Source organism: Photorhabdus heterorhabditis (assembly GCF_001280945.1).
Lineage (GTDB): Bacteria > Pseudomonadota > Gammaproteobacteria > Enterobacterales > Enterobacteriaceae > Photorhabdus > Photorhabdus heterorhabditis.
The window spans coordinates 37434-63204 of sequence record NZ_LJCS01000021.1; the positions used below are offsets into that span (position 1 = coordinate 37434).

General features: G+C 43.7%; 21 protein-coding genes and 3 tRNA genes. 14 read left to right on the forward strand and 10 right to left on the reverse strand.

The window, feature by feature from the left end:
• Positions 1 to 6: 6 nt before the first annotated feature.
• Both amiB and tsaE read right to left on the reverse strand, forming a co-directional pair.
• The gene (gene amiB, locus AM629_RS09530) at positions 7 to 1308 is read right to left on the reverse strand and encodes an N-acetylmuramoyl-L-alanine amidase AmiB (protein WP_235525439.1); all 1302 of its coding nucleotides are present in this window, start codon (positions 1306 to 1308) and stop codon (positions 7 to 9) included.
• Positions 1305 to 1769, reverse strand: a complete 465-nt coding sequence (tsaE, locus tag AM629_RS09535) for a tRNA (adenosine(37)-N6)-threonylcarbamoyltransferase complex ATPase subunit type 1 TsaE (RefSeq protein WP_054478364.1) — start codon at positions 1767 to 1769, stop codon at positions 1305 to 1307. The genes amiB and tsaE overlap by 4 nt, the downstream gene beginning before the upstream one ends.
• A gap of 171 nt (positions 1770 to 1940) precedes the next feature.
• Between tsaE and queG the strand changes: the two genes are divergently transcribed.
• Entirely contained in the window at positions 1941 to 3098 is a 1158-nt protein-coding gene (gene queG, locus AM629_RS09540) for a tRNA epoxyqueuosine(34) reductase QueG (RefSeq protein WP_054478412.1), read from the forward strand.
• A gap of 382 nt (positions 3099 to 3480) precedes the next feature.
• On the opposite strand, the gene AM629_RS09545 is transcribed toward queG, so the two are convergent.
• The 3 genes from AM629_RS09545 to AM629_RS09550 all read right to left on the reverse strand — a co-directional run bounded on the left by AM629_RS09545 (position 3481) and on the right by AM629_RS09550 (position 5354).
• The gene (locus tag AM629_RS09545; RefSeq protein WP_054478366.1) at positions 3481 to 3669 is read right to left on the reverse strand and encodes a hypothetical protein; all 189 of its coding nucleotides are present in this window, start codon (positions 3667 to 3669) and stop codon (positions 3481 to 3483) included.
• 72 nt (positions 3670 to 3741) lie between these two features.
• On the reverse strand, positions 3742 to 4197 hold the full coding sequence (locus tag AM629_RS23385; protein WP_149617177.1) for a hypothetical protein: 456 nt from the start codon (positions 4195 to 4197) through the stop codon (positions 3742 to 3744).
• Between the two features lie 239 nt (positions 4198 to 4436).
• Positions 4437 to 5354, reverse strand: coding sequence for a LysR family transcriptional regulator (locus tag AM629_RS09550; RefSeq protein WP_054478368.1), 918 nt, complete (start codon positions 5352 to 5354; stop codon positions 4437 to 4439).
• 145 nt (positions 5355 to 5499) lie between these two features.
• Here AM629_RS09550 and AM629_RS09555 point away from each other — a divergent pair, with 145 nt between their 5' ends.
• From AM629_RS09555 to AM629_RS09570, 4 genes are all read left to right on the forward strand, one after another.
• Complete coding sequence (locus AM629_RS09555; protein WP_054478371.1) at positions 5500 to 6690, forward strand: tetratricopeptide repeat protein; 1191 nt, start codon at positions 5500 to 5502, stop codon at positions 6688 to 6690.
• Positions 6691 to 6708: 18 nt separating this feature from the next.
• Positions 6709 to 7704 (forward strand): DMT family transporter, encoded by a 996-nt coding sequence (locus AM629_RS09560; protein WP_054478373.1) that lies wholly within the window; start codon positions 6709 to 6711, stop codon positions 7702 to 7704.
• A 333-nt stretch (positions 7705 to 8037) separates the two neighbouring features.
• Positions 8038 to 8313, forward strand: coding sequence for a type II toxin-antitoxin system Phd/YefM family antitoxin (locus AM629_RS09565; RefSeq protein WP_054478375.1), 276 nt, complete (start codon positions 8038 to 8040; stop codon positions 8311 to 8313).
• Positions 8313 to 8645, forward strand: coding sequence for a type II toxin-antitoxin system RelE/ParE family toxin (locus tag AM629_RS09570; RefSeq protein ID WP_054478377.1), 333 nt, complete (start codon positions 8313 to 8315; stop codon positions 8643 to 8645). The genes AM629_RS09565 and AM629_RS09570 overlap by 1 nt, the downstream gene beginning before the upstream one ends.
• Positions 8646 to 8657: 12 nt before the next feature.
• Here the strand turns inward: AM629_RS09570 and AM629_RS09575 are convergent.
• The 4 genes from AM629_RS09575 to orn form a co-directional block, all read right to left on the reverse strand.
• A tRNA-Gly gene (locus tag AM629_RS09575) sits at positions 8658 to 8733 on the reverse strand.
• Between the two features lie 69 nt (positions 8734 to 8802).
• Positions 8803 to 8878, reverse strand: a tRNA-Gly gene (locus AM629_RS09580).
• 50 nt (positions 8879 to 8928) lie between these two features.
• Positions 8929 to 9004, reverse strand: a tRNA-Gly gene (locus tag AM629_RS09585).
• Between the two features lie 211 nt (positions 9005 to 9215).
• Positions 9216 to 9761: an oligoribonuclease gene (gene orn, locus AM629_RS09590; protein ID WP_054478379.1), complete on the reverse strand. Its 546-nt coding sequence runs from the start codon at positions 9759 to 9761 to the stop codon at positions 9216 to 9218.
• 94 nt (positions 9762 to 9855) lie between these two features.
• Between orn and rsgA the strand changes: the two genes are divergently transcribed.
• The 3 genes from rsgA (at position 9856) to mscM (ending at position 15240) form a co-directional block, all read left to right on the forward strand.
• Entirely contained in the window at positions 9856 to 10911 is a 1056-nt protein-coding gene (gene rsgA, locus AM629_RS09595; protein WP_054478381.1) for a small ribosomal subunit biogenesis GTPase RsgA, read from the forward strand.
• 76 nt (positions 10912 to 10987) lie between these two features.
• The gene (asd, locus tag AM629_RS09600; RefSeq protein WP_054478383.1) at positions 10988 to 11881 is read left to right on the forward strand and encodes an archaetidylserine decarboxylase; all 894 of its coding nucleotides are present in this window, start codon (positions 10988 to 10990) and stop codon (positions 11879 to 11881) included.
• Between the two features lie 26 nt (positions 11882 to 11907).
• Positions 11908 to 15240: a miniconductance mechanosensitive channel MscM gene (gene mscM / locus AM629_RS09605; protein ID WP_054478387.1), complete on the forward strand. Its 3333-nt coding sequence runs from the start codon at positions 11908 to 11910 to the stop codon at positions 15238 to 15240.
• 79 nt (positions 15241 to 15319) lie between these two features.
• Here mscM and AM629_RS09610 read toward each other — a convergent pair whose 3' ends face one another.
• Entirely contained in the window at positions 15320 to 15583 is a 264-nt protein-coding gene (locus AM629_RS09610; protein WP_054478389.1) for a PAAR domain-containing protein, read from the reverse strand.
• Between the two features lie 277 nt (positions 15584 to 15860).
• Between AM629_RS09610 and AM629_RS09615 the strand changes: the two genes are divergently transcribed.
• From AM629_RS09615 to AM629_RS09640, 6 genes are all read left to right on the forward strand, one after another.
• Positions 15861 to 17594: a type VI secretion system baseplate subunit TssF gene (locus AM629_RS09615; RefSeq protein ID WP_054478391.1), complete on the forward strand. Its 1734-nt coding sequence runs from the start codon at positions 15861 to 15863 to the stop codon at positions 17592 to 17594.
• Between the two features lie 14 nt (positions 17595 to 17608).
• Positions 17609 to 19621, forward strand: coding sequence for a type VI secretion system tip protein TssI/VgrG (gene tssI, locus AM629_RS09620; protein ID WP_054478393.1), 2013 nt, complete (start codon positions 17609 to 17611; stop codon positions 19619 to 19621).
• A 2-nt stretch (positions 19622 to 19623) separates the two neighbouring features.
• On the forward strand, positions 19624 to 20847 hold the full coding sequence (locus AM629_RS09625; protein WP_054478395.1) for a DUF4123 domain-containing protein: 1224 nt from the start codon (positions 19624 to 19626) through the stop codon (positions 20845 to 20847).
• Positions 20847 to 23858: a toxin VasX gene (locus tag AM629_RS09630; RefSeq protein WP_054478397.1), complete on the forward strand. Its 3012-nt coding sequence runs from the start codon at positions 20847 to 20849 to the stop codon at positions 23856 to 23858. Before AM629_RS09625 ends, AM629_RS09630 begins: the two co-directional genes overlap by 1 nt.
• Complete coding sequence (locus AM629_RS09635) at positions 23855 to 24823, forward strand: hypothetical protein (RefSeq protein ID WP_054478400.1); 969 nt, start codon at positions 23855 to 23857, stop codon at positions 24821 to 24823. Before AM629_RS09630 ends, AM629_RS09635 begins: the two co-directional genes overlap by 4 nt.
• On the forward strand, positions 24820 to 25771 hold a 952-nt coding region (locus tag AM629_RS09640), incomplete at its 3' end, for a hypothetical protein (protein ID WP_054478403.1). The genes AM629_RS09635 and AM629_RS09640, both read left to right, overlap by 4 nt.

A 25771-nucleotide genomic window follows, 5' to 3' on the forward strand; every position in this document is an offset into this window, starting at 1 on the left:
TAACCTTTACTTCCCAGCTGTTTTAGGTGCAGCCTGTAATGGATTTTCCAGAAAATAGTTACGCAATCCTCTGTGGATAGCACTTGCCAGCTTATCCTGAAAATCACTAGAACCAAGTAATGTTTCTTCAGCTGAGTTACTGATAAATCCTGTTTCTACCAAAATTGAAGGTATATCCGGTGAACGTAATACACCCAGACTAGCATGTTCTGGCAAACGTTTATGTAATGAACCAATTTTACGCAATTCGCTCAAAACCTGTACAGCAACATTATAACCCACCCGTTGAGAGTGACCGAATTGCAAATCCAACACAGCTTGGCTCAGATAAGGATCAGCCCCATTTGCCAATGCATCACCTGCCCCTCCCAATAACTCAGACTGTTTCTCATGCTGTTCAAGCCAATTACCCAATTCACTGTTTGCACGTTTGTTTGACAATACCCACACCGAGGCACCACGCGCACTGTGATTAGGTGCAGCATCCGCATGAATAGAAACCAGCATATTTGCACTATGCTTACGCGCAACCTCGGAACGACCAACGACAGAAATAAAATAGTCTCCGTTACGGGTCAGAACAGGTTTGAACATAGGATCATTGCGTAACAACATTTCAAGTTTACGCGCTACACTGATAGTAACGTTCTTCTCTTTCAGTCCACGCTGTCCAATTGCTCCAGGATCTTGCCCGCCATGGCCTGCATCAATAGCAACAACGACCTGCTGACGGCCTTTAGGTATTATTTGTGGAGCTGCCTTTTTTGTCGCAGGCAATTTATTGTTAGTAAGTAACGGCTTACTTGCTGCCACCTGTGAACTTTCTCTGAAAACAGGATTGCTAACAGACATGCCGGAAGCCCGTAAGGTAAAGATAACTCGATGTTCACTCCCCGATTTCTGCATTATAGAGTTGACTTTAACTTTATGATTTAGTTCAAGCACGATACGTTTTTTTTGTGGCACTGGTGATTGACTGGATCGGATTTTCTTCACTAAATCCTGTCCCGGCAAGCTCATTGGCAAGCCAATAATATTTCCAGACTGGTGGATATCTACGACTAAACGTTCCGGTGAATGTAGTGGGAAAAAACTATAATCAGGGCGACCACCTGAAAAAACCATGGTCACTTTAGATTCACTTCTACTATTACTGACGTGAATATTGGATAACGTTGCCGCTGTTGCTGTTGTCACCACTAAACTGCTCATCATGACAAATAACCAGCAAATCATCATAAAACGAATTTGCCATTTCTTTATCATTTTTGCGACTAAAGCACGCATCATACTCGGGTGATCTCTCATAAATATTTCAAATTATCTAACAGGCTCTCACCATATTCAGACAAAGCAATAAAATGCGCCTGCCGCCCCTCAGACTGGTAACTCAAATATAATTTAATATCTGCATCCGGTAACACGCCTTCTCCTTGCTGAGGCCATTCAACCAGACAAATAGCATCCTGATGAAAATAATCACGTATTCCCATAAATTCTAATTCTTCTGGATCAGCTAATCGGTAAAGATCGAAATGGTAAACCGGCCTAGGCGTTAAAGCATAAGGTTCAACCAAAGTATAAGTTGGGCTTTTTACATGTCCTTTATGACCCAAAGATTGTAAAAAACCACGACTAAATGTGGTCTTACCGGCACCTAAATCACCATACAAATAAATTACACTGCCACGATTACAGACAACCGCAACCGCACGCCCAAGAGAAACAGTCGCATCTTCATTTTGAAGTGACAAAACAAGTTCTTTCATCGAATAATATCTGCTGTTTTATTAACTCATCAGTTAAAACGATAACCCTAACACAGCCCTATTATCAACATCTAACGTCTTCTACTCAGTTTCATTACCAAACTCATTATTTTTAGCCTGCAACAGATCATGCTACACTGTGGCTCCTTGCAGCATAAACTAATTTCCACCATGGCAACTCCTCTCGACCTCAATCTCCTGACCACAAATATCAAACAATGGGGCCTCTCTCTTGGTTTCCAGCAAGTTGGCATTTGCGATACTAATTTATCAGTGGAAGAGCCAAAACTTCAGGAATGGCTGGATAAGCAGTATCACGGCGAGATGGCATGGATGGAGCGCCACGGTATGATGCGTACACGTCCTCATGAACTACTACCAGGGACATTGAGAGTTATCAGTGTAAGAATGAATTATCTTCCTGCCAGAGCCTCTTTTGCTAGCACGTTAAATGATCCCGAACTCGGCTATGTAAGCCGCTATGCCTTGGGAAGAGATTATCACAAACTACTACGCCAACGCCTGAAGAAATTGGGTGAACAAATTCAAGATTATTGCCATAATTTTGAATATCAGGGAATCCTTAATTTCCGGCCTTTTGTTGATTCAGCGCCGATAATGGAGCGTCCACTAGCCGCTAAAGCCGGATTAGGCTGGGTTGGCAAACACTCACTTATCCTTAATAAAGAAGCTGGCTCATGGTTTTTCCTTGGTGAGCTGCTGATTAATCTTCCTCTGCCTGTAGACGCTCCACAAGAAGAACATTGTGGCCGCTGTGTAGCCTGTATGACAACCTGCCCAACAGGTGCGATTACCGCCCCTTATATCATTGATGCCCGCCGTTGTATTTCCTATCTCTCGATTGAACTGGAAGGTGTTATTCCTGAAGAATTACGCCCACTAATGGGAAACCGCATTTATGGTTGTGATGACTGTCAGATTATCTGCCCATGGAACCGCTTTTCTCAGTTGACAGATGAAGATGATTTCAGTCCACGAGCAGCACTACATGCACCGAAGTTATTGGATTTATTTAATTGGAGTGAAGAAAAATTCCTTCGGATAACGGAAGGTTCCGCAATCCGCCGTATTGGTCATTTACGCTGGTTACGTAACATTATTGTTGCTTTAGGAAACGCGCCATATCAAGACGATATCGTTCTATCTCTACAACAGAAATTAGGATTAAACACCATGCTTGATGAACACATTCATTGGGCTATTGAACAACAAATGACTCGCCGCAAAGCTAACATTATCAATGTACAGACTTCACAACAAAAACGGCTTATTAAAGCGATAATCAAGGGACTGCCCAGAGACGCTTAATTATTAGCCATTTATCTAATATACAAAAGAGTCAGATAATTCTCCTGTGAATAAAATAAAAACCCCTTGCTGATCAATGTGCAAAAAAAGCGCAAGTGATCAATATGTCATTTCTTAACAAAGGAGCATTCCGAAAAATTATCAATAGGTTACAGAAGAAACATCTGTTTTATAAAATTTAGAATAAGAAAAATCTAAAGGAAACAGCCTGTGGATAAGTCTGTGTGATAATTTTAAGGTGTCGTACTTAGTTATCGGGCAATGACTTTCCACTCTGTGGATAAAAAACAGGAACCTGCACCGAACGGGATAGCCCCAAAATCGAATCAAAATAAGCGAGTATTGTCATTGAGGAAGAAACTTAGGACGAGAGGCAAACCTATCAAATCCCATATAACTCATTGATTAAAAAGATATTTTTATTACTACCAAGCAACGAAAGGAGTGCATTATGTACTACCTTGGAAAATTTGGCAAGCAGAAGTTGAAAAAATCTTTTGGAATTAAGCATAATACCCTTCCCTATACTCTCTACACCAAACAACAATAAACCAAAGTTAATTCCCTCCATTGACAACCTCTTGATATCAGCCCCATAGTAAAAGGGCTGACATTTGTTGTTCAAACTATCTCAGATACACAATTAGTAACTGTAAGTGAACGATACCTGCTCCTGCCCAGCTGGGCTGTGATAATATGAAGGTGTGCCGTTTGTCACCACATGCCGGATGATGACTCTAACGCCATTGTCAAACCGATAGTTGTTGAATACATCCGTACTTCCCGCCGAATTAAGCGCAACGGGAATGCAAAGAATCTCTGTCGAAGAGTAAGGTTGAGAATAACAGAGTTCCGCTCGTTCTCCAGTTGTAGTGGGATAGGACGAAGTCCTCCAGTTAACTGATGATAACTTTTTGGTTGCGTTCAATGTCCCAGAAGGGAAATCTGTCGATAACAATGAAAACTGACTAAGAGAAGAACCGGTACCCGTTGAGAACACCATTAGAATAGGTGGATTCACAGTCTTAACAATAGTGTGTGACACAGCTAATACAGGAGATACTGCCCCCAATAATGCTAGGAAAAGTAGTTTTTTCATTTCTTACCCCTATTGCTCTTTATTGAAATTAAGTTAGTTACTTTCGAACAAACAACCTTCAACCGAACAACATCTACCTGAAAAAACACAAAACTTCGGCGCACCTAATTTCCACCGAGAATACTCCATACACAACTTCCCGCTTCTTAGCTTATACGTGCGCCTTCAACTAATTATCAACGAAACGATCGATTCCGGCAAAACCTGAGCCATTAGCAACAAAATGACACCACCCGCGCTCATTCGTTGACGAGCACCCTAGAAATTAAAGAGGAAGTCGGACTCGCTACACGAAATTTTTTAGTCATCAATGTGATAAATGCTTTAGTAGCTGGTGACGATTGACGTTCATCAAACACAGCTAATCCAACGCGTCGTTTCACTTTTGGATTCAGAGCTTTCTTGACATAGCGAGCTTCGATAGTCAGCGGCAGAGATGACTCAGCAACAATCGTCACCGCATCCCCACGTGCAACCGTGGCCAAGGTGCTTAACAATTGAGACGTTCGATAACGAATATTGGGTTGCAACTTTGCTGATAAAAAAAGTCTGGAAACCAGTTCAGCCGATCCCGCTTCTGTCAACACGAATGGACCGATACACAGATCCTTCAACGTCACGGCATCTTCCAATGCCAAAGGATGATCTGTCGGCAGCAACGCCACCATCTGATCTTCAAGAATCGGATAGGTATCGAATTGATCTTCCGGTAGCGTCACGAATCCCACATCTACTCGCCTATCCATAAGCCATTGCACAACTTGCCTGTCAGGTCCCTCATCAACATGAATCTCAATACCGGGATAAAGCCTGCGATAGTCAGCTAGTACCTCTGGCAACAGTCGTAGAGATGAGGTTGGACCAAACGATCCGATCCGCAACGTCCCCCACTTCATTCCTCTTACATCAGATGCTTCTTGCTGCATAGTCTCCGCCAGACCAAGAATTGCCTGGGCTTTCCGAAGCAAACTTTCCCCTATATCTGTCAGTTCAATAATTCCTTGATATCGATGAAACAGCTCTACGCCAAGCTCCTGTTCAAGGACTCTGATGGCATGGGAAACCCCAGACTGAGAGATCTTGAGCTGAGCTGCTGCTAAGGTAAAGCCCTTCCGTTCGGCAACAACAGCAAAAATTTCGAGCTGAGTTAAAGTCATTATCTCCCCCTTGAGTAATCACTCATTTCCTCATGATCATACATCTGAATAAGTATATGCAATGCGGGTATAAAGCAATAGGCAAGGCATGCTCGCCAGCACTCAACAGAGTTTCCAAACCATAATTAATTAAAAAGGGGATTTTATGAGTTACCAATGGCCTCCAGACGGAATATCTTCCATATGGCCGGAGATCAACAGAACATTCTTATCTCTCCGTGGATTTTCAGACGAACTCATTCCAATGAATGAGACTCAGAGAACCTACAAAAAACTCCTGATGGGACTTGATGCAATCACCACTTGCGAAATGAAAGAACTTTATAGATTCAAAATCATATTAGCTCAAATGGACGAGCAAGAAATCTCTCGCCCTGAGCTTTGCCTTATCCATAAAGCATTCACTGCCTGGGTGAAATTTGATTACGAGAACGCGAGATCGCTTCTGACACAGCATATTCGAGCATACCCATCGGATATTGTTGCGATCTTCTTTATTCATATGCTTGATTTTTGTACAGGAAAAACAGCCAAACTGAAACCTCTTCTGCTTTATTGTGACGAATACATTCCTAAAACTTATTACCTCTATCCATACTATCTTTCCATAAAATCCTTCGTCCTTTGTGAAGATCAATGTCTTAATGATGCCTTAAAGATTGGTATTGAATCTGTTAAATTAATGCCAAACAACATATATGGCATTCATGCTGTCGCACATGCCTTGCATGAGCTAGGTCGCTGGAAAGACCTTTGCCACTTCCTGACTGACTGCAAAGAGAATTGGATAACCAACGCAGGGATGCGAATGCATGTGTACTGGCATCTGGCTATTGCTTACGAACGATCCAATGAAATCACACTGGCGCTGCAAGCTTTTGATGAATTATATGCGCTAAAAGACAATCCATTCGCCAAACAAGACCTGGACGCCGTAGGATTCTTATGGCGGCTCAGACTCAAATCTGCTGACACCAAGTTCCAACCAATATGGGAGCACCTTGCCATCCTTTGGACAGGAAGCATCAGCGCATCCACATCTTACTTCCACAAGATCCATGCAGCATTAGCTTTTTCTGCAACAAACCAGTCTTTTCTTATCGAGAAGCTAATCGCAGAAAGTGATGGATTTGGCATCGAACCAGACACACATTCCACAGGTATAGACGTCCTTAAAGCGATCTTACTATTCACAGCTAAACACTACGAGGAGTGTCTAAACAAACTCTACCTCAGCCATGAGAAGTGGCCATTATTAGGAGGTAGCCGTGCTCAACGTGAAATATTGGACCAGACCATGGAATACGCTGCCTTAAAAGCATCTCCCATCATATAAATTTCGACACTGACAAACATGAAAAGCAATCACACATTAACGCAGTCGGTCAACAACCATTCAACCTATATCAAGCTGTCTCTTGTCGCTATTATCTGGGGCGGGACATTTGTTGCAGGTCGATATATTTCTGCCGAAACGCCCCCTTTACTCTCAGCGAGCCTGAGATTCATTCTTGCGGCCATGACACTAATCATCTTCCTTATTCTATCGGGAAAAATGTTCGTCAAGATTAATCGACATCAGCTATTGAAAATCATTGGGCTTGGCTTCTGCGGGATATACACCTACAGCCTTTTCTTCTTTTATGGTCTGCATCACACCACCGCATCCAGAGCTTCACTTATCGTAGCGCTGAATCCAGCAATAATGGCGATTTTTTCATATTTCTTTTATAAGGAAAGGCTATCGCCATTAAAAGCACTGGGAATTACGCTTTGCCTGCTTGGTGCAATGATCGTGATCCTCAGTAAAGCACCGCAATTTACTGTTGGAAAAGGGAGCAACTGGTTAGGTGACGCGTTGATCTTCGGCTGTGTTTTAAGCTGGGTTGCTTATAGTGTCTTCTGCAAGAACATCGTAAACCAAATTGGCCCACTACACACAGTGACATACTCCATTCTGGCGGGAGCAATCATGCTGACAGCAACTGCCATTTTCACCGAGCAAATGAATTTATCGGCAATACATGCATTATCCATTACCGATCTCTACAGCGTACTTTATCTTGGCGTAGTGGGTTCAGCAGTAGCCTACATCTGGTATTACGACGGAATCCAAAGAATTGGTTCCACTCGCTCTGGCGTATTCATTGCGCTTAATCCTTTCACTGCGGTATTGCTTGGCGCAGTACTATTAAATGAAGGATTAACGTTCCCAATGTGCGTCGGAGGTGCCCTCGTTATTGGCGGTATCCTGATCTGCAATAAGACATCAACCGAGAAGAAACTTATTCCACTCAAATCTAAACCTAGGATCGGCCATATAGTGAAAACAAAGAATTACAAAAAATAAGCCAGAATCTTACCCTATCGACGCTTTGGTACAGAACAAAAGCGTCGATCTTACAAAGACTGATAGCAAACCTGATTTCTGGACTTAAAAACCGTGAATGTAAGAAACTTCAACGGACATTTGCATATCAAAAATTGGAACGGAGCAATGCAATGTACAACCTCTCTCTAACAAACCCCAAAATAATAATTTTTCCTACATTACCTTATGTCAATAGACTTGTTTGTTCCACTTTTCCAGAATCGGCATTTGCTTAATTGATTAAGTCATTTTATAATCAATTAATTGACTTTTTATAGTCTATATTTAGTCTTTTTTGATATGAGGGATTCTATGCGTTATTCAGAACAGATTAAGCCCATTAGTTACCTAAAAGCCAATGCAGCTACGGTGATGACGACACTCGCTGAGTCCCGCTCACCGATGATTATTACGCAAAATGGCGAGGCAAAAGCGGTGATTCAAGATATCGCCTCTTATGAGCAGACTCAGGAAACTATAGCGTTGTTAAAGATTTTAGCTTTAGGACAACAACAAGTTAAAGCAGGTGAAGTCACACCAGTAAAGGATGTGGTTCAACGTTTAAAGAACAAGCAGAAGTTCTCCTAATGCCATATCATATAGCGCTGACTAAAAATGCCGAAGCGGATTTAGAGGATATTTACGATTACATTGTCGAAAATGACAGTTCAGAGAAAGCCGATTATGTATTGGATCAGTTGCTGAAAACAGCAGACAGTCTGGCTAACTTTCCTGAAAAAGGCAATTATCCCAAGGAGTTGCAGGAGTTAGGGATTCGTGACTTCCGCCAAACATTTTTTAAACCTTACCGGGTCATTTATCAAATCACAGATCAACAGGTGGTCATTTTTGTGATTGCCGATGGTCGACGGGATATGCAAACCCTGCTTACGCATCGGTTGCTAAGTGTATCTGCATGATTAAGGAAGGATTGGAGCGGGAAACGAGATTCGAACTCGCGACCCCGACCTTGGCAAGGTCGTGCTCTACCAACTGAGCTATTCCCGCATTACTGACTGGCTGGTGATAACTTGAGACAAGACATTAATCTCACGATATCGATTTCAGGCTTGAACTTGGAGCGGGAAACGAGACTCGAACTCGCGACCCCAACCTTGGCAAGGTTGTGCTCTACCAACTGAGCTATTCCCGCGTCACTGATGGGCTAATGACAGCCTGAAACAACATACTAACGTCTAAATTTGGAGCGGGAAACGAGATTCGAACTCGCGACCCCGACCTTGGCAAGGTCGTGCTCTACCAACTGAGCTATTCCCGCAATCTTTTTTAGTATGCCATCCATACCTTATGAAATTCTTCATCGGTACGGGGAGCGCATTATACGAGAAATCCTTGCGCTCGCAAGCCCTTCAACACAAAAAAATAAACTTTTCGGTTAAATGGTGATTTAAACACCAATGCGGATTAATTAATCATCATACCGGGCTTGCATTATCATACCAGCAAAGGACAAAAATCAAACGTTCTTGTTACGATTGAATAAAATGTTCCCGATAATAAGCCAATTCAGCAACTGATTCGCGGATATCATCCAGTGCCTGATGAGTATTTTGTTTTTTAAATCCAGTCAGGATCTCTGGCTTCCAGCGACGGGCTAACTCTTTCAATGTGCTGACATCCAGATAACGGTAGTGGAAATAGGCTTCCAATTCTGGCATATAACAGAACAGGAAACGGCGGTCCTGACCAACACTATTACCACAAATAGGTGAAACACCCGCCGGAACCCATTTTTCCAGAAATTCAATCGTCGCCTTTTCGGCGCCACGCGCATCAATTTTGCTTGCTTTAACACGTTCAACTAACCCACTGCCAGTATGAGTACGCACGTTCCATTCATCCATCAGAGCAAGTTGTTCATCAGACTGATGAATCGCAATGACAGGTCCCTCAGCCAAGATATTCAAATTTGCATCAGTGACAATTGTCGCAATTTCAATAATGCGATCCCGCTCTGGATCTAAACCCGTCATTTCCAAATCTATCCAGATAAGATTGTGCTCACTTTTTGACATGTTATATCCTAGGTTAGAGAGATAATTCTCATTAATGGTGTATCATAACGCTTTTAAGAAATAGCAGCGATAAATGTGGAACAAGTGAGGTTTGGTGGCTAAACATAAACTATCCAAAGGCCAACAACGGCGGGTACAGGCAAATCATCAGCGCAGACTGAAAACACAGGATAATAAACCTGAAATGGATGACAGCCAGTTAGGTGAACCCCAAGAAGGTCTGGTCATTAGCCGTTTCGGTCAACATGCTGACGTAGAGGCAAAAAACGGTTCTATACAACGCTGTAATATCCGCAGAACTATTCGTTCACTGGTAACCGGTGATCAAGTGGTATGGCGTCCTTCACTACAAACACAAACGGATGTTAAAGTGAATGGCATTGTTGAAGCGGTTCACGAGCGTATTTCCGTACTTACACGCCCTGATTACTATGATGGCATCAAACCTATTGCCGCCAATATTGACCAAATAGTCATCGTTTCGGCAATTCTTCCTGAGCTTTCACTCAATATTATCGATCGTTACCTTGTTGCCTGTGAAACACTGGGTATCGAGCCATTGATTGTACTGAATAAAATCGATCTACTGGACGAAGAAAGCCGTGAGTGGGTCAGCGAAGTGATGTCTACATACCATAATATTGGTTACCGAGTATTACAGCTATCAAGCCATACTGGTGAAGGTATGGAAGAGTTGGTAAAAATGCTCGCTGGCAGAATCAGTATTTTTGCTGGTCAGTCCGGTGTGGGTAAATCAAGCTTACTCAATACACTCCTGCCGGAAGATGAAGAAGAAATATTGGTCAATCAGGTTTCCGATGTTTCTGGTTTGGGTCAGCACACGACGACGGCATCCCGCCTTTATCATTTTCCACATGGCGGTGATGTTATTGATTCTCCCGGTGTACGGGAATTTGGGCTATGGCATTTAACACCAGAACAAGTCACTCAAGGTTTTGTGGAATTCCGTGATTATCTGGGAAGCTGTAAATTCCGTGATTGTAAACATCGGGATGACCCAGAGTGTGCGTTACGAAAAGCGGTAGAAAATAATGAAATAGCTGAAGAGCGTTTTGAGAATTATCACCGTATTCTCGACAGCATGGACCAAATTAAACCACGCAAGACATTTACAAACGACAATAGCTAACTGACATCAAATAAAAGGGCAGGTACAATAGCACCCTTTTGTCTAATTTGCCGATAATAAAATCCAAGAGGTTGACGTGCTGGATAACATTAAAATCAGGTTGCATTATTTACTCCCTAAACAGGGAATTACTAATCTGGCAGGCTGGTTTGCAAACAAAAAGGCTGGCTGGCTCACCCAACTAGCAATCAAGGCGTTTGCCCGTGTTTATAAAGTGAATATGAATGAAGCGAAAGCGCCTGAATTTTCAGCCTATACTACATTCAATGAATTCTTTATCCGTCCGTTAAAAGATGGTATTCGCCCGATTGTCAGCGAAGAACATCAATTAGCGCAACCTGCTGATGGTATCATTAGTCAGTTAGGTAATATCCAATCAGACCAAATTCTCCAGGCCAAAGGTCACCACTATACACTTGAAGCCTTGCTAGCCGGAAATTACCAGTTAGCAGAAATATTCCGTGATGGGCAGTTTGTAACTACTTACTTATCACCTAAAGATTATCACCGTGTGCATATGCCTTGTGATGGATTGCTAAAAGAGATGATCTATGTTCCAGGTGATCTATTCTCTGTAAATCCACTGACTGCCGCCAACGTGCCAAATCTGTTCGCTCGTAATGAAAGAGTTATCTGCCTGTTTGATACTCACTTTGGACCAATGATACAGATTCTGGTTGGTGCAACCATCGTCGGCAGTATTGAGCTGACTTGGTGTGGTACAGTGACACCACCACGGGAAGGCATCATAAAACGTTGGACTTACCCTGAAGCCGGTGCAACTGGCGCGATTTCTTTCAAGAAAGGCGAAGAAATGGGGCGTTTCAAATTAGGTTCTACCGTTATTAACCTGTTTGCACCAAATCAGGTACAGTTAGCCGGGAACTTAAGCAGTGGCTCAACAACCTGTATGGGTGAACTGTTAGCCCAAGCTATCATACCTAACAAACCCACTGACAACATAAGCTAATCCCCTTCCAAGGAGAGCCCTCTATCGTGCGCCTGATTATCTTATTGCTTAGCCTGCTCATTATTGGTCCGGCTTTTGCTGCTATTCAGCTTGATGAAAACCAGCTCAAACAAGAACTGCAACAAATTGAATCCAGCAAAAATCCGCAGGATGCAGAAGTTGCTCAGGCGCTGCAAGGCGCTCTCAGTTGGATTGCCGATACTAAATCTGCTAATGACAGAATGCAAAAGTATCAGACTGCCATCGATGATTTCCCTAAAATAACTAAAGAACTTCGTCAAAAATTACTCTCTGAAAGTGATACTCCCCGTCCAATTCCTGCTAACCAACCCATCGCAAACATTGAGCAACAGATTATTCAGGTCAGTAGCCGGTTAATAGAACAAGGGGGACAATTACAGCAAGAGCAGGATAAAGGACGGGAAATCAGCGACTCTCTGGTACTATTACCACAACAACAATCAGAAGCGCGACGCCTGCTAACTGAAGCATCCTCTCGCCTGCAATCATTAGGAACACCATCCACTCCATTAGGAGAGGCTCAATTTGCCTTTGCTCAAGCCGAAGTTAATGCCCACAAAGCGACAGTCAATGAACTCGAAATAGCTCAACTTTCTGCTAATAATCGGCAGGAAATTTCCCGTATGCGGGTTGAGCTATTCAAAAAGCGGTATCATCGACTTGATCTTGAGCTTCAACAACTCCGCAGTCAACTCAATGCACAACGCCAGCAAAAAGCAGAATTAGCACTGGAACATACAGAGATGCTGGCAGAACAAAGTGATCAACTACCCAAATTTCTGCTTGATGAATTACAACTAAACCGAAATTTATCTCAGGAGCTCAATCAGCAAGCCCAACGAATGAACATCATAGGCTCAAAACAACGCCAGGCAGCCAGTGATATTATTCAGGTTCGGCAGGCATTGAGTACCATTCGAGAACAAGCACAATGGCTTGGTGGCTCCACAACGCTTGGAGAAGCACTCCGAACCCAGCTTGCCCGCTTGCCTGACATGTCTAAACCCCAACAACTTGATCGGAACATTATCAAATTCAGAGTCGATCGACTGAAATACGAAGATATGCTGGAGCGATTACAAAAAGAAGCAAAACCAGCGCCGGGAAATAACACTGCACTGACAATCGAACAAGAACGGATTTACGACTCCCTTATCCGCACCCGTAAAGAATTACTTAATTCATTATTGTCTGGTTATGACAGTGAAATTCTTGAACTGACCAAACTCAAAGTGGCGACCAACCAGTTAAATGATGCACTGACAGAAGTAAAAGAAGCCACACACCGCTACCTATTCTGGGTCGCAGATGTTAATCCAGTTTCTCTCGATTACCCTATCAGTGTTGTGCATGATCTCACCCGTTTATTATCTCTGGATACTTTCTCTCAGTTAAGCGGCGCCCTGATAGTCATGCTGACCACTCAAGATACATTGTTATATCTGCTTGGAACACTATTTCTTGTCATATTCAGTATCAGTTCTCTCCGCCATTACCACGCATTTCTTGAACGCTCGAGTAATCGCATTGGCAAAGTAACATATGATCACTTTTCCCTCACTTTACGCACTGTGTTCTGGTCGATTATTGTTGCTCTACCTTTGCCAATGCTCTGGTCCGCGGTTGGCTACGGGTTACAAAGCGCCTGGCAATACCCTATGGCAACCGCCATTGGTTATGGTGTCAGCGCGACAACTCCCGTCTTATGGATCTTTATATTAAGTGCCACTTTTGCACATCCAAACGGATTATTCATTGCTCATTTTCGCTGGCCAGAAGAGCGGGTCAAACGGGCACTACGATTCTACCAACTCTCTATCTTTGCTATTGTGCCATTAGTGATGGCATTAATAACTTTCGAACATTACAGTGATCGAGAATTCTCCTCCACACTTGGCAGGCTCTGCTTCCTGGTATTGTGTGTATCATTAAGCCTGATTACCAATAGCCTGAAACGAGCAAAAGTCCCACTTTATCTGGATAAAAACGGTTCTGGTGAAAACGTTATCAATACAGCTCTCTGGTGGATTTTACTCTCTGCTCCGATAATCGCGGCTCTAGCTTCCATCCTAGGATATTTCAATACATCACAAGCATTGCTGGGGCGTTTGGAGACCTCTGTTGCTATCTGGTTCTTCTTACTGGTTATCTACTATATTATCCGTCGCTGGATGTTAATTCAGCGACGCAAGATCGCCTTCGAACGGGCAAAACAGCGACGGGCAGAAATTCTGGCTCAACGTGCCAAAGGAGAAGATGATTCAACGGGGTCAAGCAGCATCGAAGGCGCCATTGAAGTTGACGAACCGATTATTGATTTGGATGCAATTAGTGCTCAATCATTGGGACTGATACGTTCAATTCTAACCATGTTTGCACTGGTTTCATTGATTTGGCTCTGGTCAGAACTCCATTCAGCTTTCTCATTCCTGGAAAACATCCGTTTGTGGGATGTCACCACCACAATGAACAATATAGAAACTATCCAGCCCATCACCATGGGTTCTGTATTGATTGCCATACTGGTCATTATTATCACAGCTCAATTAGTACGTAACCTGCCCGCACTACTTGAACTGGCCTTATTGCAGCATTTGGAACTGACTCCAGGTACTGGCTTTGCCATTACCACACTGACTAAATACACCATTACCTTAATCGGGAGCTTAGTCGGTTTCTCGCTGATTGGTATTGAATGGTCAAAACTGCAATGGCTTGTTGCTGCGCTAGGGGTTGGGCTTGGTTTTGGTTTACAAGAAATCTTCGCCAATATCATCTCTGGTCTGATGATCCTATTTGAAAAACCCATCCGTATTGGTGATACCGTCACCATCCGTAACCTGACCGGAAGCATCACAAAGATCAACACCCGGGCAACAACACTCTCAGATTGGGATAGAAAAGAGATTATTGTTCCCAACAAAGCATTTATCACTGAGCAGTTTATTAACTGGTCATTGTCTGACACGATCACCCGTATCGTACTGACAATCCCTGCACCGACAGAAAATAACAGCGAAGAAGTCACCCAAATCCTGTTAACTGCGGCTAAGCGCTGCTCTCTGATCCTTGATAACCCTGCACCTGAGGTGTATCTGGTCGACCTACAGCATGGCATTCAGATATTTGAACTCCGAATTTATGCTGCTGAAATGGGGCACCGAATGCCTGTCCGCCATGAAGTCCACCAGCTTATTCTGCAAGAGTTTCATCAACATGGTATTACTCTGCCATTCCCGCCATTTCAGGCTAGCATTGATATAATTGGTCAAAATATCCGCAGCGCTACAACCAATATGTCAGGCCGAAATCCACCACGTCAACCGGGTAGTTTGTAAACAAATGATGAAGCACTGAACACCCGTACTTGAATCAACCCGCTCTATTTCAGGCAGAATATTACCTTTTACCGCCATCCTATGCCTGAAATAGACTTTGCGAAGCAATCAGTGTCGCCCCACAAGAGGTTTTCATTCCCTCCAGAGCATAGGTTTGCCCATTAGAGCCGACTATGCCAGGCGTTCCTTCCACAATGGTTTGATTGCCACCACATTTTGGACAGGATACCGCATCCCCAACCCGAGCCGCTTTCTTCCCTGACACATCCAAATCGCCATCACCTGTCAGCACCTTGCCACCATGCGAAGTCGAATCTCCAACCAAAATAATGGAACGTAACATATTTCACCCTCTTAACTATTAATTGAATATTAATTCCAGCTTCCGACATCTGGCTATCAAGACGTCATCACTTCTTAATTAAGATTAAGGCAAACCTCCCCCAATCAAATTCATCAAAATAAACTACACAATCAAGTTACCGAAACACCTATAAAATTTACATCACCAACTGTTTTAAACCACAATTTTCATACATTCAAACAATCAACCTTGATATTCATCAGCTCAAAATATAAATTTACATTAATTGTTGAGCACAAAAGAGACAAGCATAAGTATGAAAAATTTTGAAGACTTCTATCGGGAAGCACTTTCACAAATAAAGCATGATATGCAAAACGCGGCACAAGAGCATCCACACCTTGCCCCATTTACCGCCGAATCGGGTGATCCTGATATTCTCCGATTACTGGAAGGGTTCGCGCTGATGACTGCCGGAATTCAGCAGAAAATTCATGATGGTTTCCCTGAAGTGATTAATCCTCTTTTACGAAAGGTCTGGCCGATACCGCTACATCCTATTCCTTCAACCAGTGTTATTCAGTTAGATATTCAACCTGGCAGCATAACTGAAGCCACACATATTGCCAAAGGCAGTGAAATTTCCGCCATACAGCATAACCAGACCATGACGTTCAGAACCACCCAGGATGTCAGCATTGAGCCGGTCACTCTGCTTCATAAAACTCTGGCGCACAACGAAAACAAAAGCCTTATATCACTGACCTTTCAATATCATGGGCAAACCCGCAACTGGAAGACAGGAAAAATCATGCTTTTTCTGGGAGCAGATCAAAAACTGGCGTCTTTGCTGACGAAATACACCGATCAATCGCTAAATAACACGTATCTAAAAACATCCCTTGAAGAGAAAAACATGTGTCTGGCTATCGAGATCGCTCCACGTCTGAAGGAAAATCTTGTATTGCCGAGACCACATGACTATTTCTGGCCGTTACAGGCACTATACGAATACCTTTATCTCCCACATGTTAATGACTTTATGTCATTTGACTTATCAGAGGAAATCTCTCAGCTCCGTTTGGGGGATGACAAGCAATTTACCCTCATTTTAGAATTCGACAGCAACATTCCTATAGAGGATATTACCCCCGCATTTATTCCCCACTGCGTACCTGTTATCAATCTGGTGTCGGCAAGAACAAAACCGATAGTATTTGAAAAGGGCAAATCGCGTTACGTATTGCCGGCAGATGAAATCTTTAGTCTTGACAGTGTTAAACTCAAATACGAACCTGAGGCAATATCGGGCGGAACTGACCACCGGGTTCCCCTTATCGACAGTGCGCAACTGGCAACTCACCATTTCGCCGAGCCGAGTGACAGAATATTACTTTTTAACCCTATACGGGAAGCAGTGCCATTTGGTGGCAGTCAAATTAATCTCACCTTTTACGATCATCAGGCAAAACCCGTAACGGAACACGATTACCGCGACTTTTACTGCCAATATCAGCGATTTCATCAGCAAGCACGGACACTGGGCATCGGGCAAATCTGCATACCCAGTGAACAGATACCCAGCCATATTCAGGTCAGGAATATCGTGGCCGCTTCAAAAGATTTTCCTGCCATCGTAGACAGTCATCAACATTGGCCGATACTCTCCTTGCTGTCTCTCGGGCCATTTTTTTTCAGTCATATTGACATGGTCAAATCGCTGGTCAAACAACTTGATACCTTTGCCCATCTGGACGCCCCACGTAGTCGGCATATTCAGCGTATGGCCGACGGCCTCAGTCGTATCCGCACCGTTCCATACGACTATCTGGTCAAAGGTATCCCCGTGCGAGGCCAGGAAATCACGCTGCATATGACCCCCGAACATTATGAACATGAAGGAGAAATGTATGCTTTTGCCAAAACATTACACACCGCTTTCTCCCTCTGCCTGGTTGAAACCAGCTTTCACAAATTAACCGTCATCAATAACGACACCAATGAAAACTGGGAATTTTACAACATGCCTGGGCATCAGAAGCTCATGTAACTTAAGGAAACATCATGAAAACCGGACTCTGCTTTTCCTGCACTATCGGCAACCTGGCACCTAAAACGTTTGCGGTCGTTGATTTTACGTTAGATGAGGCGCTTTCATCGTTATTTACCTTATCCCTGACATTGGCGGCCCCGCGTTCAGATATTGATACGGATACACTTCTGCTCCAAACCGCACGGTTCACCGTCACTCGTAACGATATTCTGCAACGTGAAGTGAAAGGGGTAATTGAAAGTGCAGTTGTTGGGACCACCAACCGGCATCAAACCCAGTATCATCTGACCATCAGACCAGAAATGTGGCTTCTGACCCTCGACCAAGACAGCCGTATCTATCACCAGACCAGCATTCCCGACATCTTGCAGCAAATCCTGCAACAAAAAAAACTCCGGGCTAATATGCATTTAAATCACGCACATTCAGTGCGGGAATACGTCACCATGAAAAGGGAATCCTCCTATGATTTCTTTACCCGCCTCGCGGCTGAAGAGGGGATTTTCTTCTGGTTCGCCGATGACGGGCTCTATGTGAGTGATAGCCACTTAAATATGAGAGCGCCTGATACGTTGATGTATAACCCGGATGTCACCAGTGCAATAGAAGAAAATGTTATCTACAAATGGTTACTTGGCTCCCACATGCGCCCCGAATCTATCGCCCAGAAAGACCGGAATTATCACAACCCCAATTATGCTTTACAGCATAACGCAACGGATTTTGCGGCAGAGAGCAACACACCCTTTCGTATTTTCGAAAGTTACGGGCGTTTTCTGAAAGATAAAGAGGGCATGCCCTTTACTCAATACAGGCTGGAAGCTTTGCGGGCTGACAGCAAATCAGGGCAAGCGGCCAGCAATTGTATTCGATTAATGCCGGGCAGGATCTTCACATTAACTCACCACCCTATTGACACCATGAATGACCGCTGGCAAGTCATCTCTTCTCAACATAGCGGGCATGTCCCTGCTGTTTTAGGTGATGGCGGAACCGGCACTACGCTACATTCACAGACCCAATTTATTCCAGGCCGTAACGACTGGCGTCCCCTCTACCGTTATAAGCCCCTGGCTGATGGAGATGAAGTTGCCACCGTTGTCGGCCCCGACACAGAAGAAATCTATGTCAATAAAGATGGCGCGGTTCGTGTTCACTTCCACTGGAACCGGTATGATGCCCCCAACGATCAAGCGTCTTGCTGGGTTCGGGTGGCACAAGGTTGGAATGGTAACGGATTTGGCTTTCTGGCGACACCGCGAGTCGGTCAGGAAGTGATTATTTCCTACCTCAACGGGGATATTGACCGTCCGATTATTACCGGATGCACGTACAACGGCCTTAACCGCCCACCGCTGAATTTACCGGCGGAAAAAACCCGTACTACGTTTAGAACCAAAACACATAAAGGTCATGGTTTTAACAAATTACGTTTTGAGGACGAGAAAAATCGGGAGGAAATTTACATCCACGCTCAACGTGACCAATTGATCCAAATTAACCACGACAAAACACAGCGAGTAGAACACGATGAAAGCCACACCGTCATGAACGACCGTCGGCATAAAATCGGCAATGATGAATTTATCCGTATCATGAATGAACAACATATTCAGGTGGATAAAAATCAGTTCGAAACCATTGAGAAAGACAAAATTACGCGGATCAACAATAGCTGGAAAGAAGAGATCTACGCCTCTCATTTCCAACAAATTGGTGAAAACAAACAGAGTGATATCAAAGGCAATTACCAGTTAAATGTGGTTAAAGGTATTCACTCACACACCAAAATACACACCCTGCAAGCCAGTGATACCGTGATCCTCAGAGGTAAAGCCGGCAGCATCACGCTAGACGCTCAAGGCATCACATTAAGCGGCAACATCTTTCTAAAAGGTCCGGTGACAGTGCAAGGCGGCAGTGCAGGTACCGTACCAACACTGACCGGCGCAGCCAATGAAGGCCAGCCTATTGCTCAAGATTGTCGAGGAAAAGCCGATACACAGAAGGAAACATCAAAGTGAGCATGCCATCTTCCCTTGATTTATATCGTTACTGGGTTGCCAATTACACCTATCAAACTACAGGTGATGAGCAGCATTCTGCCGGACACTATTCAGCCAGAGTATTAATCCATGCCCTAACTCAACATGAGGCGTTAACTCATCTCAGCAATGACATGATTGGTCGGGGAATAACAAACGGCCAATACCAGGAGATTACCTCCTTACAAACCTATCTGGAAGAAAGTACCCAACCTGAATTACGGTTAGTTCGTTATCTTCAACAGATAAGTGATCAGCAAGCTGTGGTACTGATACAACAGGAAAATATAGATTCGTCGCTACCCGCTGCTCGTGGCGATCTGATATTGACACAAACCACTGACGCGCCAGTTTGTGAAGATAATGAACATCTCTACGCAGTTATTGATGCCGCGGTATATCAACAAGCAGGGCGATTTATCATTCCTGATCTACTCGCCTCTTCTTTACGCTGGCAAGGGTTATTTAAAGGTGAAACCCAGGTTTCACTGGAAGATAGCGCACCTTATCTGATTGAACTGAGCAAAAACAACGACAATCAGCCAGAACTGCAGCGATACATTATGAATGCCGATAACCGGTCGGAACTGAGCCTGTTTATTCAGAGCGAGCAGCCTTTTGAAATATTGTTAAATCACCTGCGCAAATTTGCCTATCTGAAAAACGAGCTAACTCAAGCATGGGCTTTTTTCCGGTTTTACCATCCCAACACACTAACGACACTGCTCAATACCCTGTCCGACGGGCCATTAGCCAATTTTATGCAGGGAATCAATGCAGTATGGTTTTATGGTAATGAGCCGGATACCCGCCACATTATCACGATCGCTGAAAACATCCGACAGGCAAAACCCGCACCTGTCACGATTAATCGCCAATTGTGTGAACATTTTGAGCAACAGGCGCAACAGCGCCACATACTTAAAGCCATTAACTTTATTAAGGAAAACCTAGCTAAACGCTGTCAGGTGAATAAAAGCACCCTACCTGCTTTTGTTTTACAGCAGACTAATCTGGCTTATTTGCAAGGATTGACGCAACAACGGGCCATACTTTATTACGTTGCCGCCAAAAGCTTAATGCCGAATGATGAAGTACGCTGGCAACAACTTTGGGAATCAGCCTGCTTGCAAACAGAAGTACAGGAAATACGGGCACATTCACTTTTTGCACAATGCGACACACTGACAACCAAGGAAATGTAATGACAACTAACATTCAGGAACGTTTCGACAGACTGATAGAAAAAGCTTACGAGCAATTCCCGCAAAATCTTGAAGTAGATACTTATATTCAGCCTTGTGACTGCAACATTAAACCGATTTACCCGGTTCGTTACGCTTACACCAACTTTTTCGGCAAAGAACTAGAAAAACCTGAAGCACCACCGGATATTCACACCCTGATGTTCTCCTCATCAATCCAGCAAACCAAAGGCTACGCTGCCCGTCTCCTGCGTCCCGGCTGGATATACATCAAGGAAGAGGCTCCACTGACTGTCCGCGGCAGCAAAGCTCAGGGTAATTTGCATATTTTTAAATATTGCGTGTCAGAGAGAGAGGATAACGGCAAAAAGCAGCGAGTTGAGAAATTTAAAAAATACATGTTCCTCAACCGCAAAGATGCCAGTGAGGGACTTATCCCAGAACCGGGCATTCGGGGCGAAGGCTATCCGTTCCTATTTGTCGCCAAAGATGTCATCAATATCAGTATCGCTTACAGTGAACACCCATGGCATTCCTCGGTATTGGATAAAATTAACGGTAGTCTGGCACTGCGGCAGAAAACCATGCAGTTTATCAATCTTGATAAGGAACAGTCCCCCTTCGCGGTCAAAGCTTCAATCAAGTACTTCCGTAAACTGATCGTTGATTACAAAATCCGTCAGGAGCAGTTTGCCGACATCAAGGCCATCCTTGAAAAAGATATCAATGAACTGGATTTAGCGACCGCCAGGATTGATACGCTGACCACGCAGGAAAGCTATGAAATGGATGCCGACATGATTATCAAGAACATCAACGAATACCTGCACCTGAATGAACAATCGCGGATTGTTATTCTGCACGATCCGGTAGGCCGTCAACGGGATATCGCGGAAGCTTACTCCATCCTGAATCTGTGGCAACAGAGCTATCACGCTTCCAATATCTACCCATTAACCATTGGCTTCTATGTCGAAAAGCTCAAAGCGACGAAAAACCCGGAGCTGAAAAAGAAAATAGATGACAGTATCCATCAGGACCGCTGGAACAACGACTGGCCGAAACTGAAAGAAACCACCGAAGACTTTGAAGCGCGTCAGGCAAAGTTGATGAAACTGTTTGAAGCTTTCGCGGATAACCCGGACCTCAGTTATCAGGTCGGCGGGCTGAAAAATTACTTTCATTACTTCTTTTCATTGCAAGATAAAAAAGAGACGCTGGAAGAAGAGGACGCGCTGGAGTTTCAGTTTTTCAGTGAAATCCTCTCTGGTCTGCTTGGCAATCTGCAATCCTCCCTGCCCGGCCAACAGGTTTTGGCAAAGCTTGCCGCCAAAGCATCAGACAGTGACGGAGACGGTAACTTCTGGCGCACCATTACCACCGGGGTTATCGCCGTGCTGAATAACGACAAAGTAAAATCACCGATGCTTAAGAGCCAGTTTATTCGCGGAGTTGATAATATTTTGCAGGGTATGGGGACCTTTCTGGCCACCGTCTGCGCTAACCCCGATCAGGCGATTTCTCAGGGAGCAAATTATCTCCGCCAGCTTCCCCAGAAAGCCATTGACCAGATAACCCAACAACTTGTCCCCGCCCTGTTATCTACGTTGGGTGTAGTGATTGAATCGGATGGCCGGGTGGCACTCAGTGAACAAAGCTATCAGGAAGTGCTCAAGCGACTGGAATCGAAAGCAAATCGTCACCTGCCAGATCCAGCGGTGCGGACACAGGCTATTGGGGAACGGATTATTAACTGGAGTAAACGCCTGGAATCACTTGGCAATAAACCGGTGATGACCCTGCCCGCGGTTAAAACCAGTGCAGACTCGCCGGTTCAGCTTTTTACCTTAGACGGAGCCGGTAAACCATCCATTGGCTTACTGTTTGACTCTTCGCTGACTGGTGTCAGCCTATTTTTGAATGCGTTTACCCTATCGGACGTGCTCAAACAGACAGAATATGCCCGCAACAACCCGTTACAACCCGGCCCGACCTATATGAATCTGCTACGCTTTAGTACCGCGGTGATTGGTATGAGTGCTGATTTGGCTTCTATCAGCTCGACGCTGGCGAGCAAAGTGAACTCCCCGATAGTAAAAGCGCTGATGAATGGGATAAAAGTGCCCGCTATCAATGCGGCCATGGTCAGCCAGTTCTCCCGTGTTGCTGGTAGCGTTGCGGGTTATTTAGGGGCGCTGGTCTCCTTCTATGATGCAAGTAACGCCTTTAAAGTAGGTAATAGTGTGGAAGGTTATAGCCAAGTAGCGATAGGGACAGGCTCCATTATTTTGACTACAGCAGTCTGGATCGGGGTTGCGGCAGGTACACTATTAACGGCAGGCGTACTCACTGCAATAGTTATTGGAGCCGGTTTGCTAATTGGAGGTAGTATCTTACAGGCCAGTAGCGCTTGGTCAGATTTGGAGAAAGTGTTGAATAACTGTTTTTGGGGGGTAGGAAAGAAATATGCTTTTTGGCAAGTAGACCCCAGGCCATCTATCACAACACAGTTAAGTAAAGCCAGAGAAATGAGTAGTGACACTCAAAATCATTTTATTATCGAAAATCAGGAGTTTTTAAATCTGTTTATTCAGCCACAACTAAAAATACAGCAAGGATTTGGTGTCACGACCTATTGTTTTACTCTGCCTGCTTTTCAGATGAGTATCTCAAATATCCACGGGATTTTTGTAACTCCACCCAAAACCTCTTACTGGGGAGAAAAAGTTGATTATGTTGAAATTAACCGCCACAAATATACCCCTGATGCTTTTCGCAATGCCAAATTCAGGGAAGCTCAAGAACAGGCTAAACTTACCCTGAATGGTGATACCGCAACGTTGGAAATAACAGTCACGGAAACAATGGGCGTTTATTCCCGCAGTAGCGAGCTGTACTGGTATTATGAGCAATCAGAAAATATCATTTCCCCTCTACGTTATTTTTGGGAAGAAAAACCCACAGCAGAAAATACCATTAAGGGCAGTTTTGACGGGGAGCGCACACTATGAAGCAACGACTAAAAAGCTTACTTAAAAAATGGTTTCCCACGATTCATCCGCTGCCAGCCAAACGGCTGGCGCGTTGGGAAAAAGAAATTCTAGCCGTACCAGCGGATATTAAGGATGCAGAAACCATTAAGCACGTGGAAATATTGGACTACCTTGATAATAGGGAATGCCATATCCGTAATCCTCAACGCCGAGCTCGGAGTATTACCTTGATCCCAGTCACACTAGGGATTATCAGTAGCCTCGTGTTAAATGTTAATGATTTTATTGAATCAAGAGAAAAAAATGAAGCATGGATTCATAGCTGGGTAGATTTAGCAAAAAAAAAATATGGAGAAAAATTTTATCTACGCAATGATTTACCAGACTATATGGAGGATGCTCGTTATATCGGTAATGATAAAGATATCTCCCTGAGAAAATACCTGTATTATCGCTATAATTTTTCTGAATATAGCAATGATGTTTTTATCACTGACATGACATTTCTATTACTCTATCTTCTAATTATCCCTCCTTTTGTCTGGACCATATTTTTTTCACGGCGACAAGCCCCATTAATTATTGATCGTGAACGACAGATTTTTTACACCTGGTATAAAGGTAAAGCTTATGCTGCCCGTTATCCACAATTAGGTATGGGGGAAAAAACCAATATTTTTTATCTCAAAGTCTATGGACTGGATGAAAATAATCAGCTTATCGGACGTGGCTTTATCCCCAATGTCAGTAGTTATTCCTTTGCTTTCTTAAGCAGTGGCAATGATAAAGGGCTGGCAGTCGCCTTTATGGTGAAATTCTTATTAAACGGCAAAGAAGCAGTCAGTAAAGTAGATTATAAACGTCGTGGACCGCTTATCTGGTGGAGTAAAGATAAAAGACCCGCCGATTTAGACGAACAGATTCCGTTGATTTTGGCCGAACTGGATCGCTTAGGTCCCCCTGATGAAGATCTTTCCGAATGAAAGTGAAATTAAAAAATTTACTCAAAAAGTGGTTTCCTACTATACATCCACTGCCAGCCAAACGGCTGGCGCGTTGGGAAAAAGAAATTCTAGCCGTACCACCGGATATTAAGGATGCAGAAACCATTAAGCATGTGGAAATATTGGACTACCTTGATAATAAAGAATGTCATATTCGCAATACCCAACGCCGCGCCCGGAGTATCGCTTTAATCCCGGTTACACTGGGAATTATTAGCAGTTTGGCGTTAAACGTTAACGATTTTATAGAGTCACGAAAAAATAATGAAGTATGGATACATGGTTGGGTAAATTTGGCGAAAAAAAAATACGGGGATAAATTCTACCTACGTAATGATTTACCAGACTATATGGAAAATGCCCGCTATATTGGTAACGATAAAGAAATTTCGCTAAGAAAATATTTATATTATCGTTATACTTTTTACCCAAGTAGCACTAAACTTCTCATTATTGATATAAGCTTCCTACTGCTCTATCTGATAATTATTCCACCTTTTGTATGGGCTATACTTTTTTTACGCCGTCAAGCACCATTAATTATCGATCGTGAACGACAGATTTTTTACACCTGGTATAAAGGTAAAGCCTATGTCGCCCGTTATCCACAAGTGGGTATGGCAGAAAAAACTAATATTTTTTATCTCAAAGTCTATGGACTGGATGAAAATAATCAGCTTATCGGGCGTGGTTTTATCCCCAATGTCAGCAGTTATACTTTTGCTTTCTTGAGCAGTGGCAATGATAAAGCGCTGGCAGTGGCCTTTATGGTGAAGTTTTTATTAAACGGCAAAGAGGCGGTCAGTAAAGTAGATTATAAACGTCGTGGACCGCTTATCTGGTGGAGTAAAGATAAAAGACCCGCCGATTTAGACGAACAGATTCCGTTGATTTTGGCCGAACTGGATCGCTTAGGTCCCCCTGATG